Source organism: Embleya sp. NPDC025285, assembly GCF_055558835.1.
In genome coordinates this window covers 35,291-62,000 of the sequence record NZ_JBVHLU010000055.1, presented here as the reverse complement: position 1 = coordinate 62,000, position 26,710 = coordinate 35,291, and the positions used below count along the sequence as shown (strand labels likewise).

General features: G+C 71.9%; 21 protein-coding genes and 1 pseudogene. 5 read left to right on the top strand and 17 right to left on the bottom strand.

The window, feature by feature from the left end; translation table 11 throughout:
- Positions 1-2: 2 nt before the first annotated feature.
- Positions 3-158, bottom strand: a pseudogene (locus ACZ4FV_RS31195) (tyrosine-protein phosphatase); the annotation flags it as partial.
- 312 nt (positions 159-470) lie between these two features.
- Between ACZ4FV_RS31195 and ACZ4FV_RS31190 the strand changes: the two are divergent.
- On the top strand, positions 471-2,978 hold the full coding sequence (locus ACZ4FV_RS31190; protein ID WP_402230937.1) for a hypothetical protein: 2,508 nt from the start codon (positions 471-473) through the stop codon (positions 2,976-2,978).
- Between the two features lie 133 nt (positions 2,979-3,111).
- Here ACZ4FV_RS31190 and ACZ4FV_RS31185 read toward each other — a convergent pair whose 3' ends face one another.
- The 8 genes from ACZ4FV_RS31185 to ACZ4FV_RS31150 all read right to left on the bottom strand — a co-directional run bounded on the left by ACZ4FV_RS31185 (position 3,112) and on the right by ACZ4FV_RS31150 (position 10,595).
- Positions 3,112-4,071 carry a helix-turn-helix domain-containing protein gene (locus tag ACZ4FV_RS31185; protein ID WP_465323813.1) on the bottom strand — a complete coding sequence of 320 codons (960 nt, stop codon included), beginning with the start codon at positions 4,069-4,071 and terminating at the stop codon, positions 3,112-3,114.
- 338 nt (positions 4,072-4,409) lie between these two features.
- Entirely contained in the window at positions 4,410-4,889 is a 480-nt protein-coding gene (locus tag ACZ4FV_RS31180; RefSeq protein WP_395858620.1) for a VOC family protein, read from the bottom strand.
- A 125-nt stretch (positions 4,890-5,014) separates the two neighbouring features.
- Positions 5,015-5,788 carry a copper homeostasis protein CutC gene (locus ACZ4FV_RS31175; protein WP_395858619.1) on the bottom strand — a complete coding sequence of 258 codons (774 nt, stop codon included), beginning with the start codon at positions 5,786-5,788 and terminating at the stop codon, positions 5,015-5,017.
- 124 nt (positions 5,789-5,912) lie between these two features.
- A complete protein-coding gene (locus ACZ4FV_RS31170; RefSeq protein ID WP_395858618.1) occupies positions 5,913-6,881 on the bottom strand; it encodes an asparaginase in 969 nt (322 codons plus the stop codon).
- A gap of 116 nt (positions 6,882-6,997) precedes the next feature.
- A complete protein-coding gene (locus ACZ4FV_RS31165; RefSeq protein WP_465323812.1) occupies positions 6,998-7,861 on the bottom strand; it encodes an amino acid ABC transporter permease in 864 nt (287 codons plus the stop codon).
- On the bottom strand, positions 7,858-8,502 hold the full coding sequence (locus tag ACZ4FV_RS31160) for an amino acid ABC transporter permease (protein ID WP_331770682.1): 645 nt from the start codon (positions 8,500-8,502) through the stop codon (positions 7,858-7,860). The genes ACZ4FV_RS31165 and ACZ4FV_RS31160 overlap by 4 nt, the downstream gene beginning before the upstream one ends.
- 178 nt (positions 8,503-8,680) lie before the next feature.
- Positions 8,681-9,646 carry a glutamate ABC transporter substrate-binding protein gene (locus tag ACZ4FV_RS31155; RefSeq protein ID WP_331770681.1) on the bottom strand — a complete coding sequence of 322 codons (966 nt, stop codon included), beginning with the start codon at positions 9,644-9,646 and terminating at the stop codon, positions 8,681-8,683.
- Between the two features lie 181 nt (positions 9,647-9,827).
- Positions 9,828-10,595: an amino acid ABC transporter ATP-binding protein gene (locus ACZ4FV_RS31150; protein WP_395858615.1), complete on the bottom strand. Its 768-nt coding sequence runs from the start codon at positions 10,593-10,595 to the stop codon at positions 9,828-9,830.
- A 148-nt stretch (positions 10,596-10,743) separates the two neighbouring features.
- Here ACZ4FV_RS31150 and ACZ4FV_RS31145 point away from each other — a divergent pair, with 148 nt between their 5' ends.
- Both ACZ4FV_RS31145 and ACZ4FV_RS31140 read left to right on the top strand, forming a co-directional pair.
- A complete protein-coding gene (locus ACZ4FV_RS31145; RefSeq protein WP_395858614.1) occupies positions 10,744-11,898 on the top strand; it encodes an ROK family transcriptional regulator in 1,155 nt (384 codons plus the stop codon).
- 62 nt (positions 11,899-11,960) lie between these two features.
- On the top strand, positions 11,961-12,101 hold the full coding sequence (locus tag ACZ4FV_RS31140) for a hypothetical protein (protein WP_395858613.1): 141 nt from the start codon (positions 11,961-11,963) through the stop codon (positions 12,099-12,101).
- A gap of 9 nt (positions 12,102-12,110) precedes the next feature.
- Here ACZ4FV_RS31140 and ACZ4FV_RS31135 read toward each other — a convergent pair whose 3' ends face one another.
- The 3 genes from ACZ4FV_RS31135 to dnaE all read right to left on the bottom strand — a co-directional run bounded on the left by ACZ4FV_RS31135 (position 12,111) and on the right by dnaE (position 17,176).
- Positions 12,111-12,620 (bottom strand): hypothetical protein, encoded by a 510-nt coding sequence (locus tag ACZ4FV_RS31135; protein ID WP_395858612.1) that lies wholly within the window; start codon positions 12,618-12,620, stop codon positions 12,111-12,113.
- A gap of 93 nt (positions 12,621-12,713) precedes the next feature.
- Positions 12,714-13,502 (bottom strand): ArsR/SmtB family transcription factor, encoded by a 789-nt coding sequence (locus ACZ4FV_RS31130; protein WP_402230929.1) that lies wholly within the window; start codon positions 13,500-13,502, stop codon positions 12,714-12,716.
- Positions 13,503-13,579: 77 nt separating this feature from the next.
- Positions 13,580-17,176, bottom strand: a complete 3,597-nt coding sequence (dnaE, locus tag ACZ4FV_RS31125) for a DNA polymerase III subunit alpha (protein WP_465323811.1) — start codon at positions 17,174-17,176, stop codon at positions 13,580-13,582.
- A gap of 150 nt (positions 17,177-17,326) precedes the next feature.
- On the opposite strand from dnaE, the gene ACZ4FV_RS31120 reads away from it, so the two are divergent.
- Complete coding sequence (locus ACZ4FV_RS31120; RefSeq protein ID WP_395858609.1) at positions 17,327-18,340, top strand: LysR family transcriptional regulator; 1,014 nt, start codon at positions 17,327-17,329, stop codon at positions 18,338-18,340.
- Positions 18,341-18,443: 103 nt separating this feature from the next.
- Here the strand turns inward: ACZ4FV_RS31120 and ACZ4FV_RS31115 are convergent, their stop codons facing one another.
- A complete protein-coding gene (locus ACZ4FV_RS31115) occupies positions 18,444-19,022 on the bottom strand; it encodes a TetR/AcrR family transcriptional regulator (RefSeq protein ID WP_402230924.1) in 579 nt (192 codons plus the stop codon).
- Between the two features lie 263 nt (positions 19,023-19,285).
- Here ACZ4FV_RS31115 and ACZ4FV_RS31110 point away from each other — a divergent pair, with 263 nt between their 5' ends.
- Positions 19,286-19,873 (top strand): response regulator transcription factor, encoded by a 588-nt coding sequence (locus ACZ4FV_RS31110; RefSeq protein WP_395858607.1) that lies wholly within the window; start codon positions 19,286-19,288, stop codon positions 19,871-19,873.
- A gap of 242 nt (positions 19,874-20,115) precedes the next feature.
- Here the strand turns inward: ACZ4FV_RS31110 and ACZ4FV_RS31105 are convergent, their stop codons facing one another.
- The 4 genes from ACZ4FV_RS31105 to lanKC form a co-directional block, all read right to left on the bottom strand.
- Positions 20,116-21,840 (bottom strand): ATP-binding cassette domain-containing protein, encoded by a 1,725-nt coding sequence (locus ACZ4FV_RS31105; RefSeq protein ID WP_395858606.1) that lies wholly within the window; start codon positions 21,838-21,840, stop codon positions 20,116-20,118.
- Positions 21,837-23,645: an ABC transporter ATP-binding protein gene (locus ACZ4FV_RS31100; protein ID WP_465323810.1), complete on the bottom strand. Its 1,809-nt coding sequence runs from the start codon at positions 23,643-23,645 to the stop codon at positions 21,837-21,839. The genes ACZ4FV_RS31105 and ACZ4FV_RS31100 overlap by 4 nt, the downstream gene beginning before the upstream one ends.
- Positions 23,646-23,768: 123 nt before the next feature.
- Positions 23,769-23,906, bottom strand: a complete 138-nt coding sequence (locus ACZ4FV_RS31095) for a SapB/AmfS family lanthipeptide (protein WP_395858604.1) — start codon at positions 23,904-23,906, stop codon at positions 23,769-23,771.
- A gap of 97 nt (positions 23,907-24,003) precedes the next feature.
- Positions 24,004-26,616: a class III lanthionine synthetase LanKC gene (gene lanKC / locus ACZ4FV_RS31090; protein WP_402230918.1), complete on the bottom strand. Its 2,613-nt coding sequence runs from the start codon at positions 26,614-26,616 to the stop codon at positions 24,004-24,006.
- Positions 26,617-26,710: the final 94 nt, after the last annotated feature.

Sequence of the window (26,710 nt, the reverse complement as noted above, 5' to 3'; positions counted from 1 at the left end):
GCGGTCGCGCCCCGGAGTTCGAGCACGGCGGCGATCACGATGCCGGTGCGGTCCCTGCCGGCGGTGCAGTGGATCAGCGTGGGGCGGGCAACTCGGGGCGGCCGGGAGGTGCACGGCCTCGGCCGGGAGGTCGGCGTAATGCACGGCCGACTCGGCATACCAGCGGCCGAATTCGACCGCACCGAAGGGTTCCGGGCAGGCCGTCGCGCCGGTGCTCGGCGCCGGGGTGACGGGCAGCGGGTGCACGCACACGCCCGAGGGCAGTTCGGGCCACGGGCGGGCGGTGCCCTCGATCGGGCCGCGCAGGTCCGGGAGCAGGCCGATGCCCAGGCCGTCGAGCAGGCTCTCGGCCTCCGGCGGGCCGGGTTCGAGCCCGACGGCCGGCGGACCGTGCTGGTACAAACGTGACCGCGGCTCGGGGACGCGGAACCGGGACGCGATCGCATCGAAACGAACGACGGGGGACGGCCATGGACGACAAGGACACGGGTGCGCCGGGCGCGCCGGACCGGTGCCCGGCCGGTGAGGAACTGCGGGAACTGTTGGGGAAGCTGACAGGGCGTCGGATCACCGGGCGGGATCGGGAGGCCCTGCGCGAGTTGGCCGGGCGACTGCGCGCGGCCGGCGAGGTCGCCGACGTCCTGGCGGCGGTCGAGGTCAAGCGCCGGGGCACCTTGCCGGACCGGGACGTGGACCTGGATCTGCTGGACGCCGCGCTCGACGCCGGTGTGCCGGTGGCCGACCCGCCAGCCGACGTCGCGCTTCGTCTCGCGCCGTGGTTGGACCTGCGCAAGCGTCGGGGCGGACTCGCCGCCGTGTGCGCCGACCCGAGATTTCGGCCGCTGCTGCGGGACGCGGTCCTGGATCGGCGGGCCGACCTGCTCGCGCTGGGTTGCCCGGTCTTCGCGCTGCTGCGCACCCGCCCCGAGGCCGTCGACGCGGCCCTGGCCTCGCCCGGCCTGCTGGACGTGCTGCTCGAAGCCCTGCACACCTGGGTCGCCGCGGTCCGGGCCGGCAGCCTGCCCGCGCTGCACGAGGCGGTGTACTACCTGGACCTGTTGGGTCCGGCCCGGCTGGTCGACGCGCACCCGGCGGCGGGCCCGCCGGTCGGCGAGTTGCTGGGCACCGACCCGGCCGCGCTGCTCGCGCGCACCTGGCGCGCCGGACTCGTCGACGAACTGGGACACCGGGCGCTCGACCGCTTCACCGGGTTCGACTCCGGTGACGACGTCCACCCCGTGGATCTCGTGGACGGGGAGAACGCCGACGCACGCGCCGGGTTCGCGGTGATCGGTGGCATGCGCGCGCTGGTCTTCGACGCCCGACGCCGGGTGGCCGGCCCGCTGCGCGTCCGGCTCCCCAAGACCGGGGGCTCCTCCGTCGTCGCCACGCACCGCCACCGCTTCGAGGCCGGCCTGCTCACCGCGGTCCGGATCGGCCCGAAGGAACCCCGGCCGGCCGATTGCTCGACCTTCGTCCCGGTCGGTGGCGAGCGGGTCCGGGCACTGCGCCGGACCGTGGCCGGGTGGTGGGAACTGGCGGACGCCGACGGGGTGATCACCGCCCGGTGGTACCAGGGCCCATCCCGGCCGCACGGCTCGTCCGGGTCGCACAGCGTGGGTCGGCGCAGGCACCGCTGGGCGGCCGGTAGCGAACTCGTGCCGCCCGCGCACCTGTGGGCGGACCTCGTCCCCCGCGACAAGGCCGGCTCGCGGGTCCTGCGGGCCGCCGACCGGGCCCTGGCCGACCGCATCCTGGCCGCCGTGGACCGCGAACTCGGCGCCCGACTCACCGAGATCGGCCGCCGGATCGAGGTCGGCTCCCCGTCCCGCGAGGTGGCCGACGCCTATCGGGCGCTGCGCGAAGTACTGGACCCGCTGCTCCCGGGGATCCGCGCGGACCGCCTGCTCGAAGGCATCGCCGGTACGGTCTGGACCGCCGTCGAATGCCGCGAACTGGCGGCGCGTCACCTGGACCGGCCCGCGGCCGGGGACGCCGCTTCGACCGCCGTGGTGTTGCGTACCGAGCCCCGGCCCCATCCGCGGGCCGACGCGGGCGACCTGCGGGCGCGGTACTACACCTCGATGCAGGACATGTTCGAGCGCGTCGTTCGGGTCGCGACCGTGTGCGCCGACCCGACCGTCGACGTGCCGCCGCAGACGGTGCACCTGGTCGACGCCCTGGGCTGGGAGAGGACGTTGGGCCGGCTCGGCAATCGGGCGTTGCGGCTCGCGCTGATCCCCGGCTCCGGGAGCCTCGAGCACCAACGCGAACTCGCCCGCGACCACCTGCGGATCTGGGCGGTACCGGAACTGGGGGACCCCGGCGGTCGCTGGCGGGTGCTGGAGGTCGAGGTGGACTCCGGGTACCCACCCGAGCAGGACACCGTGTGCCGCACCGTACGCGGTTGCGCGATCGTGCTCCAGCGTTCGCGTGCGCCGCGCGGCAAGATCGTTTCGGTGCTGGAGTACGAACCCGACGGCCGGTTCGGCGCGGCGCCGTTCGGGGCGATCGTCACCGAGCGGGTCTGCGCCGGCTGGGGCGGCATGGCCCGGATCGCCGCGCTGTTGCGCCTGCATCACGACCGGGGAACGGCGCGGTGGCCACACCGTTCGGTCGCCGCGTTCGCCGCCGCGACCGGGATGTCATCGGCCCGGGCGGCCGTCCTGACGGCGGGATTCGACCCCTACGACACGTATTTGGTCCGGAGGGGCCAGGGCGTGGACGCGGGTCTGGCCGAGTGGTCCGGGACGGATCCGGGCGAGATCGCGGACGCGGCGCGGGAGTTGTCGCGGGAAGTGGAGCCCGAGCAGCGGTTGACGATTCCCGAACTGCTGATGCCCGACGACCCCGAGGACGTCTGGGCGGACCGACTCGCGGTCGATCGGGCCGCCGCCTGGTGGCACGCGACGACCGGCACGCCGGCGGCTCGGCCCGGCGACCCGGGTACGTCGGTTTTCTCCAATACCCGCCCGTAGCCGGCCCGGCAGCCTGGTCACGCCCCGCACGGAGCCTCACCCCCCGAGGTCGGGCGGCCCGACCGGTGCCCCGGTCGGGCACGGGCATTACGCGGGGCGGGCCCGATGGGGGAGGCCCGCCCCGCGTTCCGCCTCACGGCCGGGGAGGCGGCAGCAACACCGTGGTGACCGTGCCGTCGAGGCGCGTGGGTCGGGCCGACGTGTGCGGTGCGTGGGCGAGGAAGCCGCCGGGAGTGAGCCCGGTGGCGGCCCTGACCTCGCGGTTGAGGTGAGACTGGTCGTAGAACCCGGTGCGGGTGGCGACCTCGGCCAACGGCCGCCCCGCCATCACCATGCGCAGCGCGTCCTGCAACCGCAGCACCCGGGCCACGGCCTTGGGCCTCAGACCCAACTGCTCCCGAAACCTGCGCTCCAACTGCCGCTCACTCCAACCCAGTTCCGCAGCCAGGCCACCGATCGACAACCGACCCGCCGACACGGACAACAACTCCCAGGCACGCAGTACCCGGGGCGCGGGCCCGGGACCACTCGCCTGCCAGCGCAGCAGGGTGGCGTCCAGCAGCGCGAACCGGGCGGGCCAGTCGGGCAGTTCGGCGAGCCGTTCGGTCAGTCGGCGGATCCGCGCGTCGGCGAACTCACTCGGATCGACCAGATTTTCGGCCAACTCGTGCATCGATACCCCGAACATCGCGTACGCCGCCCACGGATGCATCACCACCTCGATGCCGTGCACGAACCCCCGATGCTCGCCGATCACCGCCTTGGTCCGGATGCCCGCGAACAACGATGTGAACGTGCCGGCCCGGCTCGACGCGGCATCCGCGGCCACCGGCCCGACCCGGATCCGCTGATCGAACCCGAGCACCAACGTGGCGAAGCCCACCGGCAACTCCAGCCGCCGTCGCGGCCGATCGAACGCGACCCGCAAACCCCGGTAGAACCGCACACCGGGCCGCAGCAACGGATGCGGCAGAACCTCGACGATCGGCGCGGCGGCGCGGGATCCCCGATCGAACGCGCAGGCGGCCGAGGCGCCGGGGCCGGCCGGGGCGAAGGCGGGTGCGAAAGGGCCGGACGAGAACCTGTCCGGCACCGAGGATCCCGACCCGAGCGGGTCCGGCGGAAGGAGAACGGGCCTCGCGGGGACGGGCGAGCGGTGCGGCATGACCAACGCCTCCGGGACGATCGGACCGTGCCGCGCCCGCCCGAGACGTTCCCGATACCGGGTGTGGTATCGATGTTCGACCGTTCGTGGCCGGGCGACGTCACGGAGTAGCGGAATCCCGGCATGCTAGCGACGCCCGCCCCGTCCCGACAGCCCTCCGCCGGCACTTTCCCGTGCCTTGCCGGAACCCTTGCCTCCGCTGCGCACGGCCGACCGGGGCGACGCCGTTCACGGCGCACGATCCGGTCGGCGAACGGGCGTCGTGGTCACTCGCCGTCGTACGCCTTGCGCAGGGCGGCGATGTCGAGCTTGCCCATCTTGAGCATGACCGCGGTGGCACGGGCCGCCTTCTTCTGATCCCCGTCGGTGAGCATGTCGATCAATTCGGTGGGGACGACCTGCCAGGAGACGCCGTACTTGTCCTTGACCCACCCGCAGGGGCCCTCCTGGCCGCCCTCGGAGAGCTTGTCCCAGTAGTAGTCGACCTCTTCCTGGTCGGCACAGGGCACCTGGAACGAGATGGCCTCGTCGAAGGTGAACTGGGGTCCGCCGTTGAGGCCGACGAACTGCTGCCCGTTGATCTCGAACTCCACGGTGATCACCGAGCCGGCCGGACCCGGGCCGGCCTCGTTGTAGCGGGCGATCCGGCCCAGCTTGCTGTCCTCGAAGATGGTCAGGTAGTGGTTCGCGGCCTCCTCGGCCTGTCCGTCGAACCACAAGCAGGTGGTGAGGGCCTTGCCGGTCATCGCGACCTCCGGTACTGGGTGCTGGGATTGTGTTCACCAGTACCGACCTGTCCCGCACCACAAACTCATCGGTGCCCGGCCGACGAATCCCCCGAATTTCCCGACCCGGTCGACGGGGCCGTCGATCAGCGCTTGCGGGCGGCCTCGACCACGTCGCGGATCCCCTCCGCCGAGGTCACCCGGCGGGAGTATTCCGGTTGGCGCAGCGCACCGCCCATGTACGGGTACGGGTTGCGGTGGGTCGCCGTGCTCTCCAGCACCGCACCCGCCGCGAAGTGCACCTCGCGCGCGCCGGTGGCGGCCAGGACGCGGTCGATGTTGCGGGCGGTGATCCCGCCGCCCGGCATGATCACGATCCGGCCCGCGGCCTGTTCGACCAGCCGGGCGATCAGCGGTGCCCCTTCGAGCACGCTGCTGTCCTGACCGGAGGTGAGCACCCGGTCGACGCCGAGCTCGATCAACTCCTCCAGCGCGGCGTGCGGGTCGCGGGTCATGTCGAAGGCGCGGTGGAAGGTCACCGAACGGTCGCCGGCGGCGGCCATCAGCTCTTCGATCGCCGGCCGGTCCAACTCGCCGTCCGGGGTCAGCGCGCCGATGACCACCCCGTGCGCACCGGCCGCCCGGATCGCCTCGACGTCCCGGCGCATCGCGGCGACCTCGTACTCGTCGTAGACGAAGTCGCCGCCGCGCGGACGCACGATGACATGGACCCGGATGGCCTCGACGGCGGCCAGGGTGGTCTCGATCAGGCCGAGACTCGGCGTGATGCCGCCCTCGAACAGGTCCGCGCACAGCTCGACGCGGTGCGCGCCCACGCGCTCGGCGGCGAGCGCGCCGGGAACGTCGTCGATGCAGATCTCGTAGGTCAGGGCGGGGGTGGGACCGGCGGTGACGATCATGTCGTGAGTCTCCTGGAGGACAACGGGAGTAGGGGGAGCCAACGGATGTACGGGAGAGCTTGGGGGCGGGCCGGACCCGGACGGCCCGGCGAGGCGACCGCGTCGGGAGGCCGCCGGGCAGGGCCTAGTTCGGGAGGTCGGCCGTCACCCGGACCTCGCCGACCGGCAGACCGCCGCCGAGCACCGGTACGGAAGCCCACTCGCGCGCCGCCTCCGTGTCCACGCCCAGCGCGCGCAGTGCCGCCAGCGCGAGAGCGGTGGTGGCCCGCGGGCTGCCGTCGATCACCTTGACCGCGACCGCGTGCCCGGCCGTCGTCGCGGCCACGAACACGCCCTCGGCGCCGCCCTTGACCAGCGCGCCGGGCAGCAGCCGCATCACCTCGGTGTTGGCCTGCCCTTCCCCGCCCACGAATTCCGGGTGCGCACGCATCGCCTCGGCGACCGTACGCTCGGGCCCGCTCGTCGCGACGGCCAACGCGCGTGCGCCTCGGGCCAGTCCGGTCAGCGTCATCGCGAACACCGGTGCGCCGCAGCCGTCCACGGCGGTGTGCGCGACCGGTTCGCCGGACAGTTCCTCGATGCCCTCGCGGACCAGCCGCTGCAACGGGTGCGCCGGATCGAGGTAGCCGTCGGTGGGCCAACCGGCCGCGACACACGCGGCCAGCATCGCGGCGTGTTTGCCGGAGCAGTTCATCCGCTCGCGCGAGTCCCCCTCACCGCGCCCGATCATCGCCCGGTACGCCGCCTCGTCCTCCGGGCGGCTCGGCGGACACCGCAGCGCGTCCGCGGTCAGGCCGGCCGCCGTCAGGATCTCGTGCACCGCGTGGACGTGGAAGTCCTGCCCGGTGTGGCTGCCCGCCGCGATCGCCACGTGCGCCCCGTGCAGCGGCGCGCCCGCGCGCAGGCAGGCCAGCGCCTGGAACGGTTTGGCCGAAGAGCGCGGGATCACCGGGTCGTTCGGGTCGCCCACCTCGATCGCGGGCCGCCCGTCCGGGGCCAGCGCGACCAGACTGCCGAAGTGCCGGCTCTCCACGAAGCCGGAGCGGACCACCTCGGCCAACTCGGCGTAACGCGGGCTGGGTTCGGGGCGCACGGTGTCCTCCTGGCGGATCGGGTCCTGCGGGGCCTGCGACCGAGTGGCCGCCGGTGACGGGGGTGTCGCGGGTGTTCGAGGGCTCGTCGTCGCGGCGGTCACCACCGGCACGGTCGTCACAGCCGCGCGTCCGAGCGCGCACGAGCGCGCACCAGCGTGCGCAGGCTCCGGCAACCCGCCGGTCGGAAGCCCTGCCGGGCCTCCAGCGTGCGGGCCAGCTTGGACAACGACGCGTTGAGCACGATGTAGACGAGCGCGATGATGATGTAGGTCTGGATCAACAACCGGTTGTAGCTGGCCAACACCCGCCCGCTGTACAGCAGTTCGGAGTAGCTGACGATGAAGCCGAGCGAGGTGTCCTTGAGCAGGCCGACCGACTGGCTGACCAGGGACGGCAACAACCGGCGTACCGCCTGCGGCAGCACGATCAGCCGCATCGTCTGTGTGTCGGTCAGCCCGACGGCCAGGCCCGCCTCGCGTTGCCCCCGGTCCAGGGACAGGATCCCGGCCCGGAAGATCTCCGCGAAGATCGCCGCCGCGGACACCGACAGCGGCAGCACCAGCTTCCAGAACAGCGGCAGGTCCACGCCGTAGTGCGGCAGCCCGAACAGGACCAGATACACCAGCAGCAGCACCGGAACCGTGCGCATTACCTCGATGTACACGGTGGCCGGCCACCGCAGCGCGCGCCGCCGGGACAGCCGGCCCAGGGCCAGCACGATGCCACCGGCCACGGACAGCGCGGTGGCGACCGCCGCGGCGCGCAGCGTGGCCCACAGGCCCTCCAGGAGGTAGCGCCACATCGGCCACGTGGTGTACGGCCGCCACTTGTCCGCGTCCAGCTGACCGTGGTCGGCGAACCGCCGTACGGCCAGGGCCAACAGCGCGGCCACCGCGACGGCGACCACGATGCCGGCGATCCGCATCCGGCGTCGCGCGATCGGGCCGGGCTCGTCGAACAGCACTCGGGACGCGCTCATCGCACGATCGCCACCTTCCGCTCGATGACGCCGGTGAGCAGACCCGCCGCGGCGCAGATGACCATGTAGCCCAGACCCGCACCCACGAACACCGGGATGGGCTGGGCCTCCAGCAGGTTGACCCGGTTGGCGGCGGAGGTCAGCTCGACCACCCCGACCGCCGCCGCCAACGAGGTGTTCATGGTCAGCGCGATGAAGATGTTGCCGATCGGCTGGACCACGCCGCGCAGCGCCTGCGGCAGGATCACCAGGCGCAGCGACTGGCCGAAGGTCAGTCCCAGCGCCCGCGCCGCCTCGGCCTGGCCGATGGACACGGTGTTGATCCCCGAACGCACGGCCTCGGCGATGTAGGCCGCCTCGTAGAGCGCGATCACGATCACCGCGGTGGTGAACAGCGGGAAGATCACCCCGACTTCGGGCAGGCCGAAGACGAACAGGACGAGCAGGACCAGCAGCGGGGTGTTCTGGAAGGTCTCCACGTACACGGTGCCCACTCCGCGCAGGGCGGCGACGGGGGACACCCGCATGGCGGCCACCACGATGCCGATCACCAGGGCGCCGGCGAAGGACAACGCGGTGAGTTCGAGCGTGGTGGTGATGCCGTCGGTGAAGGCGGAGAGATGTCGCAGCACGACATCCATCGGCGATGGCCTTTCGGGAGAGGGCGGAGAGAGGGCGCGGGCGGGTCCCGCCGCGCGGGAAGACCGCTTCGGGGCGCCGGCCGGCGGCTTGGGGCCGGATGCCCGGGCCGGCAGGGGATCCGGCCCGGGGCGGCCCGGGCCGGGAGGGCGTGGCGTGCCGCCCTCCCGACCCGGGGGATCAGGAGCCGGGGACGCCGCCGATCGCGGGCGGCGTCGGCGGGTTGCCCTCGACGACCGTGCCGAGGGTCTGCTTCCAGACCGTCTGCCACGCGCCGTTCTGGCCGATCTTGCGCAGCCAGTCGTTGACGAACGTCTTGAACGCGGCGTCGTCGTGCTTGAGCCCGATGCCGTACGGATCGGCCGTGAACGGCTCGCCCACCACCGTGGTGTCGGGGTTCTGCTTCACGTCCGCGACCAGGAGCGCCTGGTCCTGGACGTACGCGTCGCCGCGGCCCTGGCGCAGCGCCGTGACGCACTCGGGGTCGCTGCCGAAGGTGACCACCTTCGCGTCCGGCGCGACCTGCTTGATCGCGGCGATCGCGGGGGTGTTGGCGCCGGCGATGACGGTCTTGCCGTTCAGGTCGGCGGGCAGCTTGATGCCGCCGGTGCCCTTCTTGACCAGGATGGCCTGGCCCGACGAGTAGTACGGGCCCGCGAACGCGACCTGTTCGGCCCGCTTGGGGGTGATCGTATAGGTCTGGAAGACCACGTCGACGGTGCCGTTCTGGAGCAGCGCCTCACGGGTCTCGGTGGCCGAACTGACGATCTTCACCTCGGGCTTGCCGATGATGTACTTCGCGAGCAGCCGGCCCATCTCGGCGTCGAACCCGTCGGTCTTGCCGGATATCGGGTTGAGCTGCGACCACAGCGGGGCGTCCTGGGAGCCGCCGACGATCAGGTAGCCGCGCTCCTTGATCTTGGCCATCGTGGAGCCGGGCAGGATCGCGGTGTCCGGCGCGACGTCGGCCTGCTTGGCGACGTCCTCGCCGGCGGGCTTGGCGCCGCCGGGGACGTCCGAGGAGGAGCCGCCGGAACAGGCGGCCAGCGCGGTCAGGGACAGTGCCGCGAGGACCGCCGGGGCGGCGGTGCGCAGGCGACGCGGGGACGCGGCGGTGCGCAGGCGACTCAGGGGGAAGCCGGACATCGGGGGGCCTTCCTTCGCAGGTGGGTGTGGGGGACGAGGGCGTTCGGGGCCGGGGAGCGGAGCGGTGGCCCCGACGCTCGGCGGTGCGGTGCCGCGATGGGCCGGGGTCGGTGCCGGCGCGGTGACCCGGGAACCGGGGCTGCGGACTGGCCGGCGGGCGGTGGCGCGGCGGCCGGGGCGGTCAGTGGTTGAGCACCTTGGACAGGAAGTCCCGGGCGCGTTCGGTGGTCGGGGTGGTGAAGAAGGTCTCCGGCGTGCCGACCTCGACGATTCGGCCGTCCGCCATGAAGACCACCCGGTCGGCGGCCCGGCGGGCGAAGCCCATCTCGTGCGTGACCACGACCATGGTCATCCCCTCGCGGGCCAGGTCGACCATCACGTCCAGGACCTCGTTGACCATCTCCGGGTCCAGCGCGCTGGTCGGCTCGTCGAACAACATCACCTTGGGTTGCATGGCCAACGCCCGGGCGATGGCCGCGCGCTGCTGTTGGCCGCCGGACAGCTGCGCCGGGTAGTGGTCCGCCTTGTCGGCGATGCCGACCCGGTCCAACAGCGCCCGGGCCTGCCGGTCCGCGTCGCTCGCGGACAGCCCCTTGACCCGGGTCGGCCCGAGCGTGACGTTCTGCAGCACGGTCTTGTGCGCGAACAGGTTGAACTGCTGGAAGACCATGCCCACTTCGGTGCGCAGCCGGGCCAATGCCCGACCCTCGGCGGGCAGTTCCTCCCCATCCAGTAGAACCACGCCCGAATCGACGTTTTCCAGCCGGTTCAGACAGCGGCACAGCGTCGACTTGCCCGCGCCGGAGGGGCCGATCAGCACGACCACCTCGCCGGCGGCGACGGTCAGGTCCACATCGGTCAGCACGCGGACCGCGCCGAACGACTTGTTGATGGCGCGTGCCTCGACCATGGGCGTCAGTACGGCGGAAGAAGGCGACGCGGACTTCATCAACGCTCCATCTTTGTTCGGAATCGAAGTTTCGTGTGACAGTAGAAGCGAAATTCGAAGGAAGTCAATGCCTTGCTGGTTATTACCTGGTGTGCTATTCCTGTCACAGCCGTACCGCAGCAGGTGTGCCTCGAACGGGAGTGGGACGTTGGCTGGAAGCGCGGGTGACCTGGTGCGACTGGTGGCCAAGGGGCACGGTCGATCCCGGGCGGAACTCGCCCGATTGAGCGGCATGGCCCCGTCGAGCGTCTCGCTGCGCGTGGAGGAACTCATCGACGCGGGCCTGCTGCGCGAGGACGGCGAGGGCGCCTCGCGGGGCGGCCGTCGTCCCCGGCAACTACGGCTGCACGAGAACGCGGGCGTGGTGGTGGCCGTCGACGTGGGTACCCACCACGTGCGGATGGCGGTGCTGGACCTGGCCGGCCGTGTGCTTTTGGAACACGAACTCCCGGGCGACATCGCCGAGGGTCCCGAGCGGGTGAGCGAACGCCTGCTGGAGCACATCCGGGTGACGCTCCGTCAGGCGACGGTCGAGCGACTGCCGCTGCTCGGGGTCGGCATCGGCATGCCCGGTCCGGTCGACCCGGGCGCCGCCAAGGTGGTCGCACCCTCGCGGATGCCGGGCTGGAACGAGTACCCGATCGGCCGCCGGATGAGCGAACTGCTGGGCGTACGCGTGGTGGTGGAGAACGACGCCAATCTGATGGCGGTGGGCGAACACCGCTACGGCTGGCCGGACCGGGACAACCTGATGGCGGTCAAGGCCGGCACCGGGATCGGCTGCGGCATCATCGCGTCCGGGAAGCTGCACCGGGGGCGGGGCGCGGCCGGCGACATCAGCCACGTCCCGGTGCACGTCCCCGAACCGGTCACCTGCTCGTGCGGCCACTCCGACTGCCTGGAGGCGCACGCGAGCGGCGCGGCGCTGCGGCGGACGCTGCGCGCGCAGGGGATCGAGGTCTCCTCGTCGCGGCAACTCGTCGAACTGGTCAACGACGGCGTCCCGGAGGTGACCACACTGGTGCGCAACGCCGGCCGCCTGGCCGGTCAGGTGCTGACCCCGCTGGTGAACTTCTTCAACCCCGACGTACTGGTCCTGGGCGGCGGCCTGTCGGCGGCCGAACCGTTCGTCGCCGCCGTCCGCGGAGCCATCTACGAACGCTGCCTGCCGCTGGCCACCCGCGACCTGGAGATCGCCACCGCCGTGACCGGCCGAGACGCGTGCATGCTGGGCGCCGGGGCACTGGTTCTGGACGAGGTACTGGCCAGCGAATGGGTGGACGACACCCTCAGCGCCCGCTGAGCCGCCGCGGCCGGTGCGCGCGGACGGATCTGTGCAACCCGGTGGTATGGAGCCATCGTGGCGTGCGTCAAGTGACGCTATGTCACCGCGTGGAGGTCCACCGCACCGCCCTGGTGGTCCTGGCCCAGTCCACCGCCGACGTGGTCACCGCCGAGGAGTTCCTCGCGCGGGTACGAGAGCCCGCGGTCGACCGGGAACGGTAGGGCGCCGGCTCAGGCGCCGCCCTCCAGCGCGGCGCGCGCCGGCAGCAGGGCCAGGAGTTGCCGCGTGTGGCCCGGGAGTTCCGCTTCCGCGAGGCCGGTCAACAGGTCGCGCAACGGTACCGGCCGATCTACCAGCGCCGCGTCGTGGGACAGGAGCACCGTGGGCATCGGGGTGTCGAGTTCGGTCTCGCTCAACGTCGGTCCGCTCAGTGCGCACAGGGCTTCGCCCTGGACGCGGATGCGTTCTCGGATCCCGGTATTGCCCCCGGCGAGCGTGAAGACGCGGTCGAGGGTCCAGGTGTCGTGCGCCAGTCGGTTGTCGTACGTCGCGATTGTTCCGGTGGCGACGGAGGAGACGGCCGCGATGGCGCCGGCGCCGACGATGGCGATGTGCGCGAGGATCTCGTCCGCGTTCCACTCGCCCGTCGGTGGGACCGGGCTCGGATCGCCGGAGTCGGCCACCGTGGCGGCGGCGTCCAGCAACGCACGGTAGGCGTCCCGAAGCGGGGTGGTGTCCATTGTGTCCTCATTCTTTGTGATCCTGCGCGGAAGGGGGAGCGCCGGCCGGGAACGGCGGGAACGACTGCGGGACGGGCGGCGACGCCCGCCCGCTCAGTCGTGCGCGGGGGACATCTCCCACGGCGCCTGCGGAAGGACCTCGCCGGTCTCCAACAGGGACTTGAGGTTCGCCAGCACCGCCGGCCACCCCCGGGAAATGCCGCCGAGCATCTCCAGGTTGGGGAGGTTCTCGTGGGTCACGGTGAGTCGGACGATGTCGTGGTGTGGTTCGACGAGGAAGGTGACCACGGACGGCTCCCTGGGCGCCTCGGCGTCGGGGGTGTCCTCGAAGGTGACGACCAGGCGCGTCGGGGGCTCGGTCGCCAGCACGCGACCGACGGCGTCGACGGCACCCGACCCGTCGACGCGTCGGTGCTCCCAACCCGAGCCCGGCTGCCAGTCCGAGACGTTGGCGTGTCCCCAATAGCGTGCCGTCAGGTCCGCGTCGGTCAGGGCCCGCCACACCTGCTCCGCGCTCGCGCGGATGTAGGTGACGTAGACGTAGGTCGGCACGGATGCGGATTCGTCGGTCATGGCGTACTCCTCTGCCCGATTCCTGATGGCACTGATCGTTTGTAGGCGCGGCTTGTCGAACCCCGAGATCCAGCGCTCCTCGATCTCGTGGATCGGCCCGGGATTGAGGTAGTGCAGCCGTTCCCGTCCGCGTCGCACGACGGTCACGAGGTTGGCCCGCTGGAGGATGTCGAGATGTTGCGTCGCCGACTGGCGTGCCATGTCCAGGCGCTCGCACAACTCGCGCAGAGTCTGCCCGTTGTGCTCGTGCAGGCGGTCGAGCAGGAGTCGCCGCGTGGGGTCGGCCAGCGCCTTGAAAACCGAGTCCATCGCTCTCCCTTCCAGGCTCACGCCCAATTATGCAGGTGAATGCCTGCCTATTGTCAACGACGCCGCCACGCCCCACCTCACGCGCTGCCCACCCACGCCTCGGCGCCGAAGGTCGCCTTCACCTCGGAGGCGATGCCCGCCGCGTGCACCGTGGCCGCCAGGGCGTACACGGTGGTCTTGTGCACGCCGCGCACGGTGAGGTGGACCGGGCTGTCGCCCGGATGGGCGGCGAGGATGCGCTTCAGCTCGGCCACCGCGTGCTCGGTGACCCGGTGCTCGGGCAGCGCGAGCCGCACGGGAGGTCGCCCGCCGTGCTCGGCGGAGGACACGTCCAGCACCGTCACCTCCCGGCCGAAGACGTTCACGGTCCCCTCCCGGTCCTCGACCCTGCCCTTGACCGAGACGACGTGGTCCTCGACCAGCGTGTGCTGCACGAGTCGATAGGCGGCCGGGAAGAACAGGACCTCGACGGTCGCGTCCCGGTCCGCGAGGTTCGCGATGGCCCACGCGTTGCCCTGTCTGGTCATCTTGAGCTGGACACCGGTGATCAGCCCGGACAGCCGTACCTCCCCGGTGGTGCGCTCGGAGGCGAGCAGTTCGGCGATCGAGCAGTCACGCGCGCCGGAGAGGATGTGTTCGGCGCCGTCCAGCGGGTGGGCGGAGACGTACAGACCCAACATCTCGCGTTCGCCGGCCAGCAGTTGCCTGCGCGGCCACTCCGCGTCGTCGACGGGGAAGTCGAGGCCGAAGGCCGGCCCCGTGCTCGCGTCCCCTCCCGGGTCGGCGAAGAGATCCTCCTGCCCGAACCCGGCCGCGCGCTTGACCGGGATGATCGCGTCGATCGCCTCCTCGTGGACGGCGGTCAGGCCCTTGCGCGAATGACCCAGCGAATCGAAGGTGCCGGCCTTGATCAGCGACTCCACCGCCCGCTTGTTGAGCGCGGGCAGGTCGGCCTTGGCCAGGAAGTCGGCGAACGAGGCGAACTTCCCCTTCCGCCGACGTGCGTCCACGACGGCCTCGATGACGTTGTCGCCCACGTTGCGCACGGACCGCAGCCCGAACCGCACGTCCTCGCCGACGGCGGTGAACTCCGCGACGGACTCGTTGACATCGGGTTGCAGGACGCGAACGCCGTTCTTGCGGGCATCGGCGAGGTAGACCGCCGCCTTGTCCTTGTCGTCGCCGACGGAGGTGAGCAGCGCGGCCATGTACTCGGCCGGGTGGTTGGCCTTGAGGTAGGCGGTCCAGTACGAGACGAGACCGTAGCCGGCGGTGTGCGACTTGTTGAACGCGTACCCGGAGAACGGCAGCATGACGTCCCACAGCGCCTTGATCGCCTCCTCGCCGAAGCCGTTGGCCCGCATCCCGTCGTGGAACCTGTCCCACTCCGCGGCCAGCACCTCCGGCTTCTTCTTGCCCATCGCGCGCCGCAGCAGGTCGGCGCCGCCGAGCGTGTAGCCGGCCAACTCCCGGGCGATGGCCATGATCTGCTCCTGGTAGACGAGCAGATGGAAGGTGTTCCCCAGGATCGGCTCCAGCGCCTCGCGCAGTTCCGGGTGGATCGGGGTGATCGCCTGGCGACCGGTCTTGCGATGCGCGTAGTTGGTGTGCGCGTTCGCCGCCATCGGGCCGGGCCGGTACAGGGCGTTGACCGCCGCGATGTCCTCGAACCGGGTGGGTTCCATCTGCCTGAGCAGCACGCGCATGCCGCCGCCGTCGAGCTGGAAGACCCCGAACGTGTTGCCCTCCGCGAGCAGTCGGTACGTCCTGGCGTCGTCCAACGGGATCACGACGGTCGCGGGGTCGCCGTCCATCGGGTCCACGGTGGCCAGCGCGATGCCCCGGTTCTCCCGGACGTTCTCGATGGCCTGGTCGATCACGCCCAGGTTCCGCAATCCCAGGAAGTCCATCTTGATCAGCCCCATCGCCTCACACGAGGGGTAGTCGAACCCGGTGATCCGCACCCCGTCCGAGGCGCGCATGTGCAGCGGGATGCGGTCGGTGAGCCGGGTCTTGGACAGGATCACCGCGGCGGCGTGCACTCCGGTGCCGCGGATCAGGCCCTCCACCCCGCGGGCGGTGTCGATCACCCGCCGCACGTCCTGCTCTTCCTCGTACATCCGCCGCAGCTCGCCGGCCTCGGCGTACCGCTCGTGCGCCGCGTCGAAGACGGCGGCCAGCGGAGCGGACTTGCCGTTGTTGTCCGGCGGGAGCGCCTTGGTGATGCGCTCGCCGTGCGCGTACGGATAACCCAGGATGCGCGAGGAGTCCTTGATCGCGTTCTTGGCCTTGATCCGGCCGAACGTGTTCACCATGGCGGTGTACTCGTCGCCGTACTTCTCGGTGACGTAGCGCACCATGCGGTCGCGCCGGCGGTCGTCGAAGTCGAGGTCCACGTCGGGCGGGTTGATCCGCTCGGGGTTGAGGAACCGCTCGAACAGCAGGCCGTGTTCCAGCGGGCACAGCTCGGTGATGCGCGTGGCATAGGCCACGATCGAGCCGGTGGCCGAGCCGCGTCCGGGACCGAGCGGGATCCGGTTCTCCCGGGCGTGCCGGCAGATGTCCGCCACGACCAGGAAGTACGAGCTGAAGCCCATCGGGCCGATGACCGACATCTCGGTCTCGAAGCGGTCCAGCACATGCTCGGGGACGGGGTCGCCGTAGCGCAGGGTCAGGCCCGCCAGGACCTCCTTGCGCAGCCACGACTCCTGGCTCTCGCCCGCCGGCACGTCCGGAAAGTGCGGCATCTCGTCGACGTAGTCGAAGACGTCCTCGTAGGACTCGACGCGCTCGGCGATCAGCAGGGTGTTGTCGCAGGCCTGGGGCAGCTCCGCGAACAGGGCGCGCATCTCGGCGGCGGTCCTGAGGTGGTAGCCGGAGCCGTCGAAGCGGAATCGCCGGGGATCGTCCTTGTTCTTGCCGACACCGATGCACAGCAGGCTGTCGTGCGCGTCGGCCTGGTCCTCGGTGACGTAGTGCGCGTCGTTGGTGGCCAGGAGCGGGAGGTCCAACTCCCGGGCCAGGCGCAGCAGGCCGTCGCGGACATCGCGCTCGATGGCCAGGCCGTGGTCCATCAACTCCAGGAAGTAGTTCTCCCGGCCGAAGATGTCCCGGTAGGCCGCGGCGGCGGCCCTCGCCTCGTCGTACTGGTTCAGCCGCAGTCGGGTCTGGACCTCGCCGGACGGACAGCCGGTGGTGGCGATGATGCCGTCCGGCCGTTCGGCGATCAACTCCCGGTCCATCCGCGGCTTGCCGGCCGGGAACTGGCCCTGGTAGCCGGCCTGGGTGCTGAGCCGGAACAGATTGCGCAGGCCCTGGACGTTGCGCGCCCACATGGTCATGTGCGTGAACCGGCCGCCACCGGAGACGTCCTTGGAACCCTCGCCGTCGTTGCCCACGGCGCGTCGGCCGCCCGGTCCCCAGAACTCCTGCCTCCGGGAGAACCGCGAGGACGGCGCCACGTACGCCTCGATGCCGATGATCGGTTTGACGCCCTCGAAGCCCTTCGCGACCTGCGCGAACTCGTAGGCACCGAACATGTTGCCGTGGTCGCTCATGGCGATCGCGGGCATCCGCTGCCGGGCCACCTCGGCGAACATCGGCTTCAGCTTCTGTGCGCCGTCCAGCATCGAGTACTCGGTGTGGTTGTGCAGGTGGACGAAGGAATCGGGCATGCGTGAGTCATCTCCGAGGGCGAGGGGGCGGGCGCCATCCGCGAAACCGAGCGTTGACCGGAGACATCCAATCGGGCATCGCGCAGGGGGATCAAACAACCATCTCGCCCATTGCCTACAACCCTTGGTTGTGTCCCTAGGATGTGCGGCGTGGACCCCATCGCCGTGCGCACCTTCGTCGCCGCCGTGGACGCGGGGCAGTTCCAGACCGCCGCCGCCCGGCTGTCGATCACCCAGCAGGCCGTCTCCAAGCGCATCGCCGCGCTGGAGCGGGAACTCGGGGTGCGGCTGTTCGTGCGCACCGCGCGCGGGGCCCGATTGACCATCGACGGCCAGGTGTTCCTGCCGCACGCGCGGGCCCTGCTCCTGGCCGAGGAGCGGGCCGCGGCCTCCGTACGTCCGGGCCGGCGCATGTTGCGGGTGGACGTGGTCGGCCGACGGGCCGCGCCGGCCGGTCTGCTGCGCGGCTTCCACCGCGCGCACCCGGACATCGGGCTCGACGTGGTGACCCTGTTCGGTGCCGACGCGGCCGTCGACGCCGTGCGGTCCGGTGCCATCGACGCGACCTTCCGCGCGGTCACCATGCCCGGGCGACAACTGCCGGACGGCGTCGAGGCCACCCCGGTCCTGGACGAGCCGCTGCGGCTGTTCACCGGTCCCGACCACGAGTTCGCCACGGCGACGGCGGTCGAACTCGGCCGGCTCGCCGGACACCGAATCTGGATGCCGAGCAACACCCGCGGCACCGAGTGGGCCGCCTACTACGACGAACTCGCCGCCGCGTTCGGGTTCACCATCGACACGGTCGGCCCCGACTTCGGCCTCGAGGCGCTGCTCGACACGATCGCCGACTCCTCGACCCTGGCCACCTTCCTCAGCGAGCGCACGCCGCTGGTCTGGCCCGTCGGGCACGATCTGCGGCTCATCCCGCTGCGCGATCCGATCCCGGTCTATCCGCACTCGTTGGTCTGCCGCGCCGACAACCCGCACCCCGCGCTGAGCACGCTCCGCGAGTACCTCGCCGGCCTGAAACCCGAACGCCTCGACTCCCAGGTCTGGACACCGACCTGGGCCCGGCGCCGCAGCCGGGCGCGCCGGCCGGACGGCGGCAGCGGCGGCCGTGCCGCCGGCCCGGTGAGGCATGTGGGCGGAGCCGGCATCTAGTGTCCCGACCCGCGCGTCCGCGACCCGTACGGTCGTGCCGACCGGGTCCTGTGGGCGCCGATCGTGGCCGGTGGGCACCGGCCGGTCGATCTCCCGGTCCGGGTCAGCGTTCGAGCCGGCTCAGTTCCGTCTCGATCGCCTCGGTGAGGAGGTCCCGGGCGTGCGATATCGGGAGGATCCCGGCCAGCCAGCGGCCGCTGAGGCCTTCGAGGAGGGCGGTCAGGCGCTCGGCGGCGGCCCGGGCCGCCCGCGGGGGCGCGCTCGGGACGGCCTCGGCGATCAGGTCGCCGATCTCGACCGACCACTCCGCGGTCGCGTTCGCCAGGTCGGTCCGGAGGGATTCGTCGAACACTGCGCTGGCGCACAGTTCGTTCCACGCGGTGCTGTTCTCCCGGACGATCGGGTCGTCCTGCAACTCCAGCAGCAGCCGGTGGCTCAGCTCGGCGCGCGCCGGCATCGGTGCCGCGCCCGGCTCCCGCTCGGTCGTGTACCGGTCGGCGCGGTCGTTGATGAAGCCCAGGGTGGCCCGCAGGACTCCCGTACGGTCCTTGAAGTGGTAGTAGATCAGGCCCGTCGAAACGCCGGCTTCGGCCGCCAACTCCTCGACGCGCAGCCCTCGTACCCCCCGGCGTGCGATGACGCGTGCGGCGGCTTCCATGATCGTGATGCGACGGTCGGACACAAATCGACACCCTAGCGCGTGTCCTCATTTCCCCATCCGACCCTCGCCAGGACATCCGGGAGGCGCCGGTCACGATCGCCACCGCGTCACGATCGAGACCGGCCGCGAGCGATCGTGGTCGGACAGGAAACGCGAGCCGTACAGCAAACTGTCGCCCAAACGAATCAACCGGTTACCGGGTGTCGTGTGTGCCGTGGGGCGGGGTAGCTATCGAGATGCTCGACGGGCAACCACGGGACGTCGATGTCGACTGGGGGGCGAACATGATCCGGGTTCTATTGGTGCACGACACGGAGCTGATCCGTTCGGCGCTCGCCGCGCTGCTCGATCGGGAGGAGGACATCGAAGTGGAGGCGGAGAGTTGGGACGGGGCCGCTCGACGGGCGCGATCCCAACTTCCGCACGTGTGCGTGGTGGACGTGGACTGTCCGGGGGCCTCGCTGTTACCGATGCGGCCGGTCGACCCGGACTGCGCGCTCCTGGTCCTGGCCACCACCGCCCGGCCCGGCAGTCTGTGCCGGGCGGCCGAGGCCAAGGCCCTCGGCTTCGTGGACAAGGACGCCCAACCACCGCAACTACCACGTGCGATAAGACTGGTGGCCGCCGGTCGGCGCTACGTGGACGGCTCGCTCGCGCTCGACCTGTTGCAGGCCGCGACCGCGCCGCTGACCCCGCGCGAGCTGCGCGTACTCTCACTTGCCGCCGAAGGGGCCTCGGCCCCGGAGATCGCCCGCAACTTGCGGCTGAGCATCGGCACGGTGCGCAACTACATGTCCGCGATCACCCGAAAGACGGGTGCGCGCAACCGGATCGACGCGATCCGGATCTCACAGGACGCGGGCTGGGTTTAGACCGGCCCGGTCGGATTCGGGCACCGCGCCGGAGCCCGGGTTCGACCGCACTCGGCGTGCGGGTATCCGCACGGACGCCCCGCCGAGAGCGCGATCCGGACGCTGTTCGACTCGGATCCGTTCGACTCGGATGCGTTCCCCGCAGGACCGTTTCCCTCGGATGCATTCCGCCGGGATCCGCCGTGTCCGGATTCGCCGCCTTCGGATCCGCCGCATCGGTCGCGTCCGGGGATCCGTTCCGCTCAGATGCGTTCGGCATGCCAGTGTCCGACCAGATCGCGGTAGAGCGGTGAGCGGTCCAGGAGTTCGCGATGGGTGCCACACACCGCGTGTGCGCCGTCCAGGACCAGGATGCGATCGGCGCGGCGGGCCGACGTGATCCGGTGGGCCACCACGATCAGCGTCCCGGGCCGGGCGGCGAAGGCCCGTTCGGCCCGCTCCTCGGCGATCGGGTCCAGATGACAGGTCGCCTCGTCCAACAACACCAGCGGGGCCGGCGACAGATGTGCCCGGCCCAGCGCGATCAACTGGCGCTCGCCCTGGGACAGGGACGCGGGGTCCACGAGCGCGTCCAGGCCGCCCAGTCGACGAACCAGCGGAAGCAGGCCGACCGCTTCCGCCGAGGCGGTCAGCGCCGCGTCCTCGGCGCCGTCCGGGCACAGGTACAGCAGGTTCTCCCGCACGCTGCCGGTGAACACGTACGCCTGCTGCGGGATGAGTACCCGCAGCCGGGACGGATCGCCGCCGACCGGACGCACCGAGCGACCCCCGACGCGCACCTCGCCCCGGTCCGGGGCCAGTAGAGCGGCGACCAGCGCGACCAGCGTCGACTTGCCGATCCCGCTCGGGCCGACCACCACGACGTGTTCGCCGGACTCGATGCTCAGATCGAGGTCGCGCAGGACCGGCTGCGCGTTCGGCCCGTAGGCGAAGGTCACCCCGCGCAGCTCCACCCGGGGTGGCCCATCCGCGTCCGGGACCGCCCGCGCGGCCGGCGCCGGAGGGTTCGCGGGGGGCTCGGTGAGCCGGTCGAGCACCACCAGGAGCCGGGTGCCGGCCGCGCCGAGCGCGTTCATCAAGGTGTGCAGGGCGGGCAACAACGACTGGGTCAGGTAGGTCAACGCGCCGAGCAGGGCCCCGGCGGTCAGTCCTCGGCCCAGCAACCACGGGGTGCTGATCAGCAACAACAACACCGGAAGTTGCCCGGCCACCGCCAGGGCCAGGGCCCGGGCGGCGGCCCAGCGGGCGAGCGAGCGCGCCGCCCGGGCCTCGGCCTCGATCAGCGTGTGGGTCCGGGCCGCGACCGGCTCGCGAGCGCCCGCCGCGAGCACGTCGCGCAGGCCCTCCGCGACCTCGCCGAGGCGCGTCGACAGTGCCTCGTCGGCGTCCAGGAAGGTGCGCTGCCGGGCCGCCATCGGCACCAGCGTGGCCACGAAGAGCAGCAGACCGAGCACCAGCGGCGGGCCCACCACGAGCAGCAACTCCGGCGCCAGCGCGCCCAGTCCGATCAGCGCGCCGAGCGCGGTGAAGACGAACGAACGGGCCACCAGGACCAGTCCGGCGAAGCTGTCCCGGGCGATCTCGGTCTGATTGGTCAACCGGGACACCACCGCACTGTCCGACCCGCGGGAGGGCGCCGCGATCGCATCGCCCAGCGCCCGTGCCGCCACGCGCCGCACCAGACCGTCGCGCAACGGCTCGACCAGATCCGCCAGACCGCGAAAGATCCCACCCGTGGCCAGGCCGCCGAGCACGATCGCCGCCGCCGCGACCGCCAGCCAGACCAGGCCGAGCGCGGTATTCCCGGCCAGGAACCCCTGATCGACGGCCATTGCCACGCCGTAACCGACCAGGAACGTCTGCGCCGCCTCCAGCAGCGACCAGGCCGCGAGCCGGGCCACCACCAGCCGCCGTCGGCTCACGAACCGCCGAGCCAGGGCCCACACGCGAGACCGTTCGCCCCTCATGCGCGGTCCCCGTCGGGCCCGGTCGCGTCGACCCGTTCGCCGGAAGTCCGCCCCACCGCATCCGGATTCGCCGCAGCCGGATTCGCGAACACCGCCCGGTAGTCCGGGTCCTCCCACAACAGTTCGTGCGTTCCGATCGCCCGCACCCGGCCGCCGGCCAACCACACGACCCGGTCCGCCCGGGCGGCCGAGGAGGCCCGGTGGGCGACCAGCAGCCGGGTGCCCGCGCGCACGTCTCGGACCAGCGCCCGGCCGACCCGCAGTTCGGTGACGCTGTCCAGACTGGATGTGGCGTCGTCCAGCACGAGAAGTCGACCGGCGTGCGCGAAGGCCCGGGCCAGACCGAGGCGTTGCAGTTCGCCGCCGGACAGTGGCGCGGTGCCCAGGGGCTCCGCGTATCCGGCCGGCAACAACCGGATGAAGGTATCGGCCCCGGCCGCCTCGGCGGCGGCCTCGATCTCGACGGCTGATGGCGCGTACGGCCCGAAGCCGATGCCTTCGCCGATCGTGTCGCCGAACAGCGCCGGTCGCTCGAACGCGTAGCCGACCTCCCGGCGCAGCAGCTCCGGTTCGACCTCGGTCAGCGGCACCCCGTCCAGCAGCACCGTGCCCGCGTCCGCGTCGGTCAGCCGTCCGGCCACCGCGGCGAGCACGGACTTGCCCGCGCCGGAGTGGCCGACCACGGCCATCGTGCTCCCGCCGGGCACGACCAGGTCGACGCCGCGCAGCACCGGTGTCCCGCCGCGTACGACGGTGACCCCGCGCAGTTCCAACCGGCCCGGGCCCCCCGGCGGCAGGTCGCGGTCGCCGGAGCACAGCGCGGGTACGGCGAGCAACTCGGCGATCCGGCCGGCGGCGGCGCGGCTGCGCACGAGCGAGTCGAGGGCGCCGACGGCGGCGCCCAGACCGGCGGCGAGCACCGCGTAGCGTGACGCGGCGAGCAACTCGCCGACGCTCAACTCGCCCTGGGCCAATCGCGTTCCGCCCATGGCGAGGACCGCCGTGGTGAGCAGCGGCACCAGCACGCCGGTGCCGGCCATGGCGCGCCCGTAGACCTGCCACATCCGGCGCCCCTGCGCGCTCAGTTCGGGCAACGGGGCCAGGATTCGATCGAGCTCGCGCCGTGAGCCGCCGGCCGCGGCGACCGAGCGGGCGCCGCCGAGGGCCTCGACCAGGCGGGTGGCGATCTCGGCCTGGACGCGCTGATAGTGCGACACGCTGTCCGAGGAGCCGCGGACGAAGACCCGCAACAACCAGAGCAGCAGCGGTACACCGGCCAGGAACACCGCGAGCAGGCGCAGGTCGATCAGCGCGAGCGCGACCAGTCCGCCGAGCGGCACACACAGCGCGGCCAGTCCGTTCGCCGCGGTGGTGGGCGCGGTGCTCGCCTCGGCGACGTTGCCGGTCAGCCGGGTGACCAGGTCGCCGGGTGTGCAGCGGGCGGCGGCGCGATGGGGGGCCAGGGTCAGCAGATGGTCGACGCCCCGGCGGCGCAACCAGGCGGCGGTACGCGCCCCCGTGACCCCGCCGAGCAGGGTCTCCAGGGTGTCGAAGACGACCCCGGCGACGATCAGGAGCACGCACAGGGTGACCGCGCCGCGCTGCCCGGGGGCGTCGTCGAGCAGCAGGTCGAGGGTGTGGCCGAGGACGGCGGGCAGTGCGATCGCGACACCGGCGGAGCCCGCGCCGCAGACGAACCCGGCCGAGATGCGGCCCGCGCTGTGCCGCAGCGCGCCGGCCAAGAGCCGCCCGGTACCGGAGTACGCGGGCGGCGGCGGGTCGGGGGTCCGGCGCGAGTCGGCCATGCTGGTGCGGTTCCTCGCCTTCGGGAGAGGGGTACGGCATGGGCAGGTCCCGGGCGGAATGCCGCCGCCCGGGACCGCGGTGCCCTCGTCACCTCGGGGTACTCACCCCTGGGTGCGGGTGCGTCAGTGGCAGGTGATCAGGCTCAGGCTGCTGTTGCCGCAGAGCAGGACGCTGAGGTAGCTGCCGCCACCGCCGCCACCGCCGCCACCGTTCAGCTCAACCTCTTCGGTCTCCATCGTCTGCAGGTCGAGAAGTGCCATGGTGTTGTTTCCCTTCGGTTGTCGTACTCGATGGTTCGAGATGGTGCGCCGGCCCCGTGCGGGGCCGGTCTTGCCTCGATCCCGCAAGGGATCGGCTTCAGGGCCGCCGGGTCGGCGGCGGGAGGAAGGGCAGGTGCACGGGTCGGTCGTGCAGCGCGCTGCCCAATGCGAGCAGGCAACCGGCGGTGCCGGTGCTCAGGTCCATCGACAGCCGCATCATCTGCTCGCCGGCGAAGGCCAGTTCCCCCCGATAGGGGAGCGCCCCCCAGGCCAGCGAGTCGATCTGGCGGCGGATGTCGCCCGGTTCGACGCCGGGTCCGTCGGTGGTGGTACGGCTCAGGTGCAGAACCATGCCCGCCGCGCCGCGGAACAGTCCGGGTTGGGCGTAGAACCTGGCCTGCGCGGCCCGGACGATCTCGCCTCGGGCGGCCTCGAACTCGGCGTCGGCACGATGCGCGAGGTAGTCGTCGAGCACCATGCCGATGCCGACGCTGCCGGCCCCGAGGTAGGGCATCGTCCGTCGACCCTCGTCGACCTGGAGGGTACCGCCGACGGCGACCACACAGCGGGCCAGATCACGGCGCAGCGCCTCCGCGGCGGCTTCCAACAGATCCGGCTCGCCCACGCGTTCGTACAGCCGCAGGTACAACAGCGCACTTCCGGCGGCGCCGTACAGCAGCCCGGCCCGGGTCGGTGCGGGTTCGCTGCGGGTCCGCTCGGCCAGCTCCTCGGCGCACGCGAACGCGTGCGCTTGCAGAGCGTGTTCGCCGGTGGAGGCAGCGAGCGCGTCGAGCGCCAGGCCCAGGCCGGCCAGGCCGCTGTGCAGATCGCGGGCCAGCGTGCGTCGGTCCTGGGCGAGGATCAGGTCGACCAGTTCCAGGGCCTGTTCGCGATGACCGAGTCGGTCCAGCGTCCAGGCCACTCCGGCCAGGCCGTCGTAGAACCCGATCGGGGTGCCGGACCGCGGGTTCTTGGCGGCGCGCAGCAGCCATTCCTCGCCCTCCGGACAGGCCGCGGCGCCGGTCTCGGCCAGCGCGTACAGCACCCCGGCCGCGCCGTGTGCGAAGCACGCGCCTCCGCCCGGAATGGCGAACTGCGCGATGTCGCCCGGGAAACAGCGGTCCTCGCGATCCGGGGTGGCCGACGCCCGGATCGCCCGCGCCATCGAATCGCGGCTCTGCGGCCAGTTCGCGGGAGTCACCGGAAGGTAGTCGTGCGTCGACCCCGTCCCGCGCGACACCGCCGGCACCGCGAGCCCGGCCTCGCCGGCGGGCCCGTCCGGGTGCGGGTCGCGCAGGATCTCCTCGACCGCGGAGTCCAACCAGCCCTCGGGGATCGGGAATTCCGCCATGGCGATCCGGACCAGGTGCCGGGCCTTGCCCCGATCCACGGTGAACAGGCTGGTCAGCGGTAGGAACAGGGCGATGCGCAGGCACGCGAGCGCGTACCGGTCCACATCCGCGCCGCGCCGGTCGGCGGGAGCCAAAAAACCCGGGTTGGCGACCACTTGCCGGCGGGTCTCGTCGTCGACCGTGGCGGCCTCGAAGTCGAGCAGCGTCACCGAGCTCTCGTCCTCGGACATCATGATGTTGAACAGGTGCAGGTCGTTGAACACCACACCGCGTGCGTGGATCTCCGCCACGGCGTTCTCGACCAGCCCGTACACCCGCATCGCCCACTGTGTGTACTCGGCGAGGCGCTCGGGCGAGGGATCCGTCTCGATCAGCGGGTGGCGGTGCGCGAAGAAGGTGTTCAGCGGGCTGCCCTGGACGAACTCCAGGACCAGGAAGCGATGATCGCCGAGGGTGAACCAGTCGTGCACCTCGGGCGTGCACACGAGCCCGCTCAGTCGGCGCAGGGCGTCGCGTTCGCGCTCCAGGCGGGTGACCGCGTCCGCGCCGTCCGCGCCGAGTCCGGCGTAGGGGCGGGCCTCCTTGAGCACGACCTGCTCGTCGGTGCGCAGGTCCCGGCCGATGTAGACGCCGCCGCCATTGGAGAAGTGCAGCGCGCGCTCGATCCGGTACGGGAGTTCACCGACGGTGGTGGCGGTACGGGCGGCCAGGTGTGGGGCCAGGAAGGCGGGCAGGGTGAGCCACGAGGGTACGTGGAAGGTGGGTTCCCTGCGGTCCGGGACCAGGGTGCCGGTGTCGTCCTCGATCGCGGGGCACAACACGCCGTTCGCGTCGTGACACGTGCGGTCGGCGAAGCTGCCGTAGCGCACGAACACCGGGCCCTCGCCCCAGCGCAGATCGCTGAGGATGTACGGCCCCGGTTCGCCGGCCAGCAGCGCGGCCAGGTCCGTCGCGACGACCCGACACTGCTCGTCGTCGGCCGGGTAGACGGTGACGAACTTGCCGCTCGCGGCCCGATCGGCGTACTTGGCGTTGCGGGTGTGCAGCAGGTACGGACTCGGCATGCACTTGAAGGCGATGCCGCGCGGGACGCAGTGGTCCCAGATCGCGGCGAGCACCCTGTCGGCGTTGTCCAGGCACGCCGACACGTGGATCTTCCAACCCTGGTCGGGCAACCGGCAGTCCACCGGGCGGAACGCGAGCCAGTCGCCGGAGCGGTGGCGCAGCCAGCCGTCCGGAAGTTCACGACGGGCGGTCTCGTAGTGCGCCGCCGGGCCACCCTCGTCCGTGCGAAGGCGATGCGGCGCGTCGTAGAACTGCCGATCGGCGTCGCAGTAGGCCGCGTAGCCCTTGTTCATCGTGCTCCCTTCCCGGTGGCCGGGGTGCCGTGGGGAACACTGCCGGCGGGTGGGAGCGGCGGACAGTCGCAAACGTCACGAATCATCGGTGAGG

Excerpts from the sequence above, each read along its gene's own strand:
- ACZ4FV_RS31105 (WP_395858606.1), bottom strand. The coding sequence starts at position 21,840 with ATGAGGGGCGAACGGTCTCGCGTGTGGGCCCTGGCTCGGCGGTTCGTG.
- ACZ4FV_RS31165 (WP_465323812.1), bottom strand. The coding sequence starts at position 7,861 with ATGAGCGCGTCCCGAGTGCTGTTCGACGAGCCCGGCCCGATCGCGCGA.
- ACZ4FV_RS31180 (WP_395858620.1), bottom strand. The coding sequence starts at position 4,889 with ATGACCGGCAAGGCCCTCACCACCTGCTTGTGGTTCGACGGACAGGCC.
- ACZ4FV_RS31175 (WP_395858619.1), bottom strand. The coding sequence starts at position 5,788 with ATGATCGTCACCGCCGGTCCCACCCCCGCCCTGACCTACGAGATCTGC.
- ACZ4FV_RS31155 (WP_331770681.1), bottom strand. The coding sequence starts at position 9,646 with ATGTCCGGCTTCCCCCTGAGTCGCCTGCGCACCGCCGCGTCCCCGCGT.
- ACZ4FV_RS31135 (WP_395858612.1), bottom strand. The coding sequence starts at position 12,620 with ATGGACACCACCCCGCTTCGGGACGCCTACCGTGCGTTGCTGGACGCC.
- ACZ4FV_RS31150 (WP_395858615.1), bottom strand. The coding sequence starts at position 10,595 with ATGAAGTCCGCGTCGCCTTCTTCCGCCGTACTGACGCCCATGGTCGAG.
- ACZ4FV_RS31190 (WP_402230937.1), top strand. The coding sequence starts at position 471 with ATGGACGACAAGGACACGGGTGCGCCGGGCGCGCCGGACCGGTGCCCG.
- ACZ4FV_RS31095 (WP_395858604.1), bottom strand. The coding sequence starts at position 23,906 with ATGGCACTTCTCGACCTGCAGACGATGGAGACCGAAGAGGTTGAGCTG.
- ACZ4FV_RS31160 (WP_331770682.1), bottom strand. The coding sequence starts at position 8,502 with ATGGATGTCGTGCTGCGACATCTCTCCGCCTTCACCGACGGCATCACC.
- lanKC (WP_402230918.1), bottom strand. The coding sequence starts at position 26,616 with ATGAACAAGGGCTACGCGGCCTACTGCGACGCCGATCGGCAGTTCTAC.
- ACZ4FV_RS31130 (WP_402230929.1), bottom strand. The coding sequence starts at position 13,502 with ATGGACTCGGTTTTCAAGGCGCTGGCCGACCCCACGCGGCGACTCCTG.
- dnaE (WP_465323811.1), bottom strand. The coding sequence starts at position 17,176 with ATGCCCGATTCCTTCGTCCACCTGCACAACCACACCGAGTACTCGATG.
- ACZ4FV_RS31110 (WP_395858607.1), top strand. The coding sequence starts at position 19,286 with ATGATCCGGGTTCTATTGGTGCACGACACGGAGCTGATCCGTTCGGCG.
- ACZ4FV_RS31100 (WP_465323810.1), bottom strand. The coding sequence starts at position 23,645 with ATGGCCGACTCGCGCCGGACCCCCGACCCGCCGCCGCCCGCGTACTCC.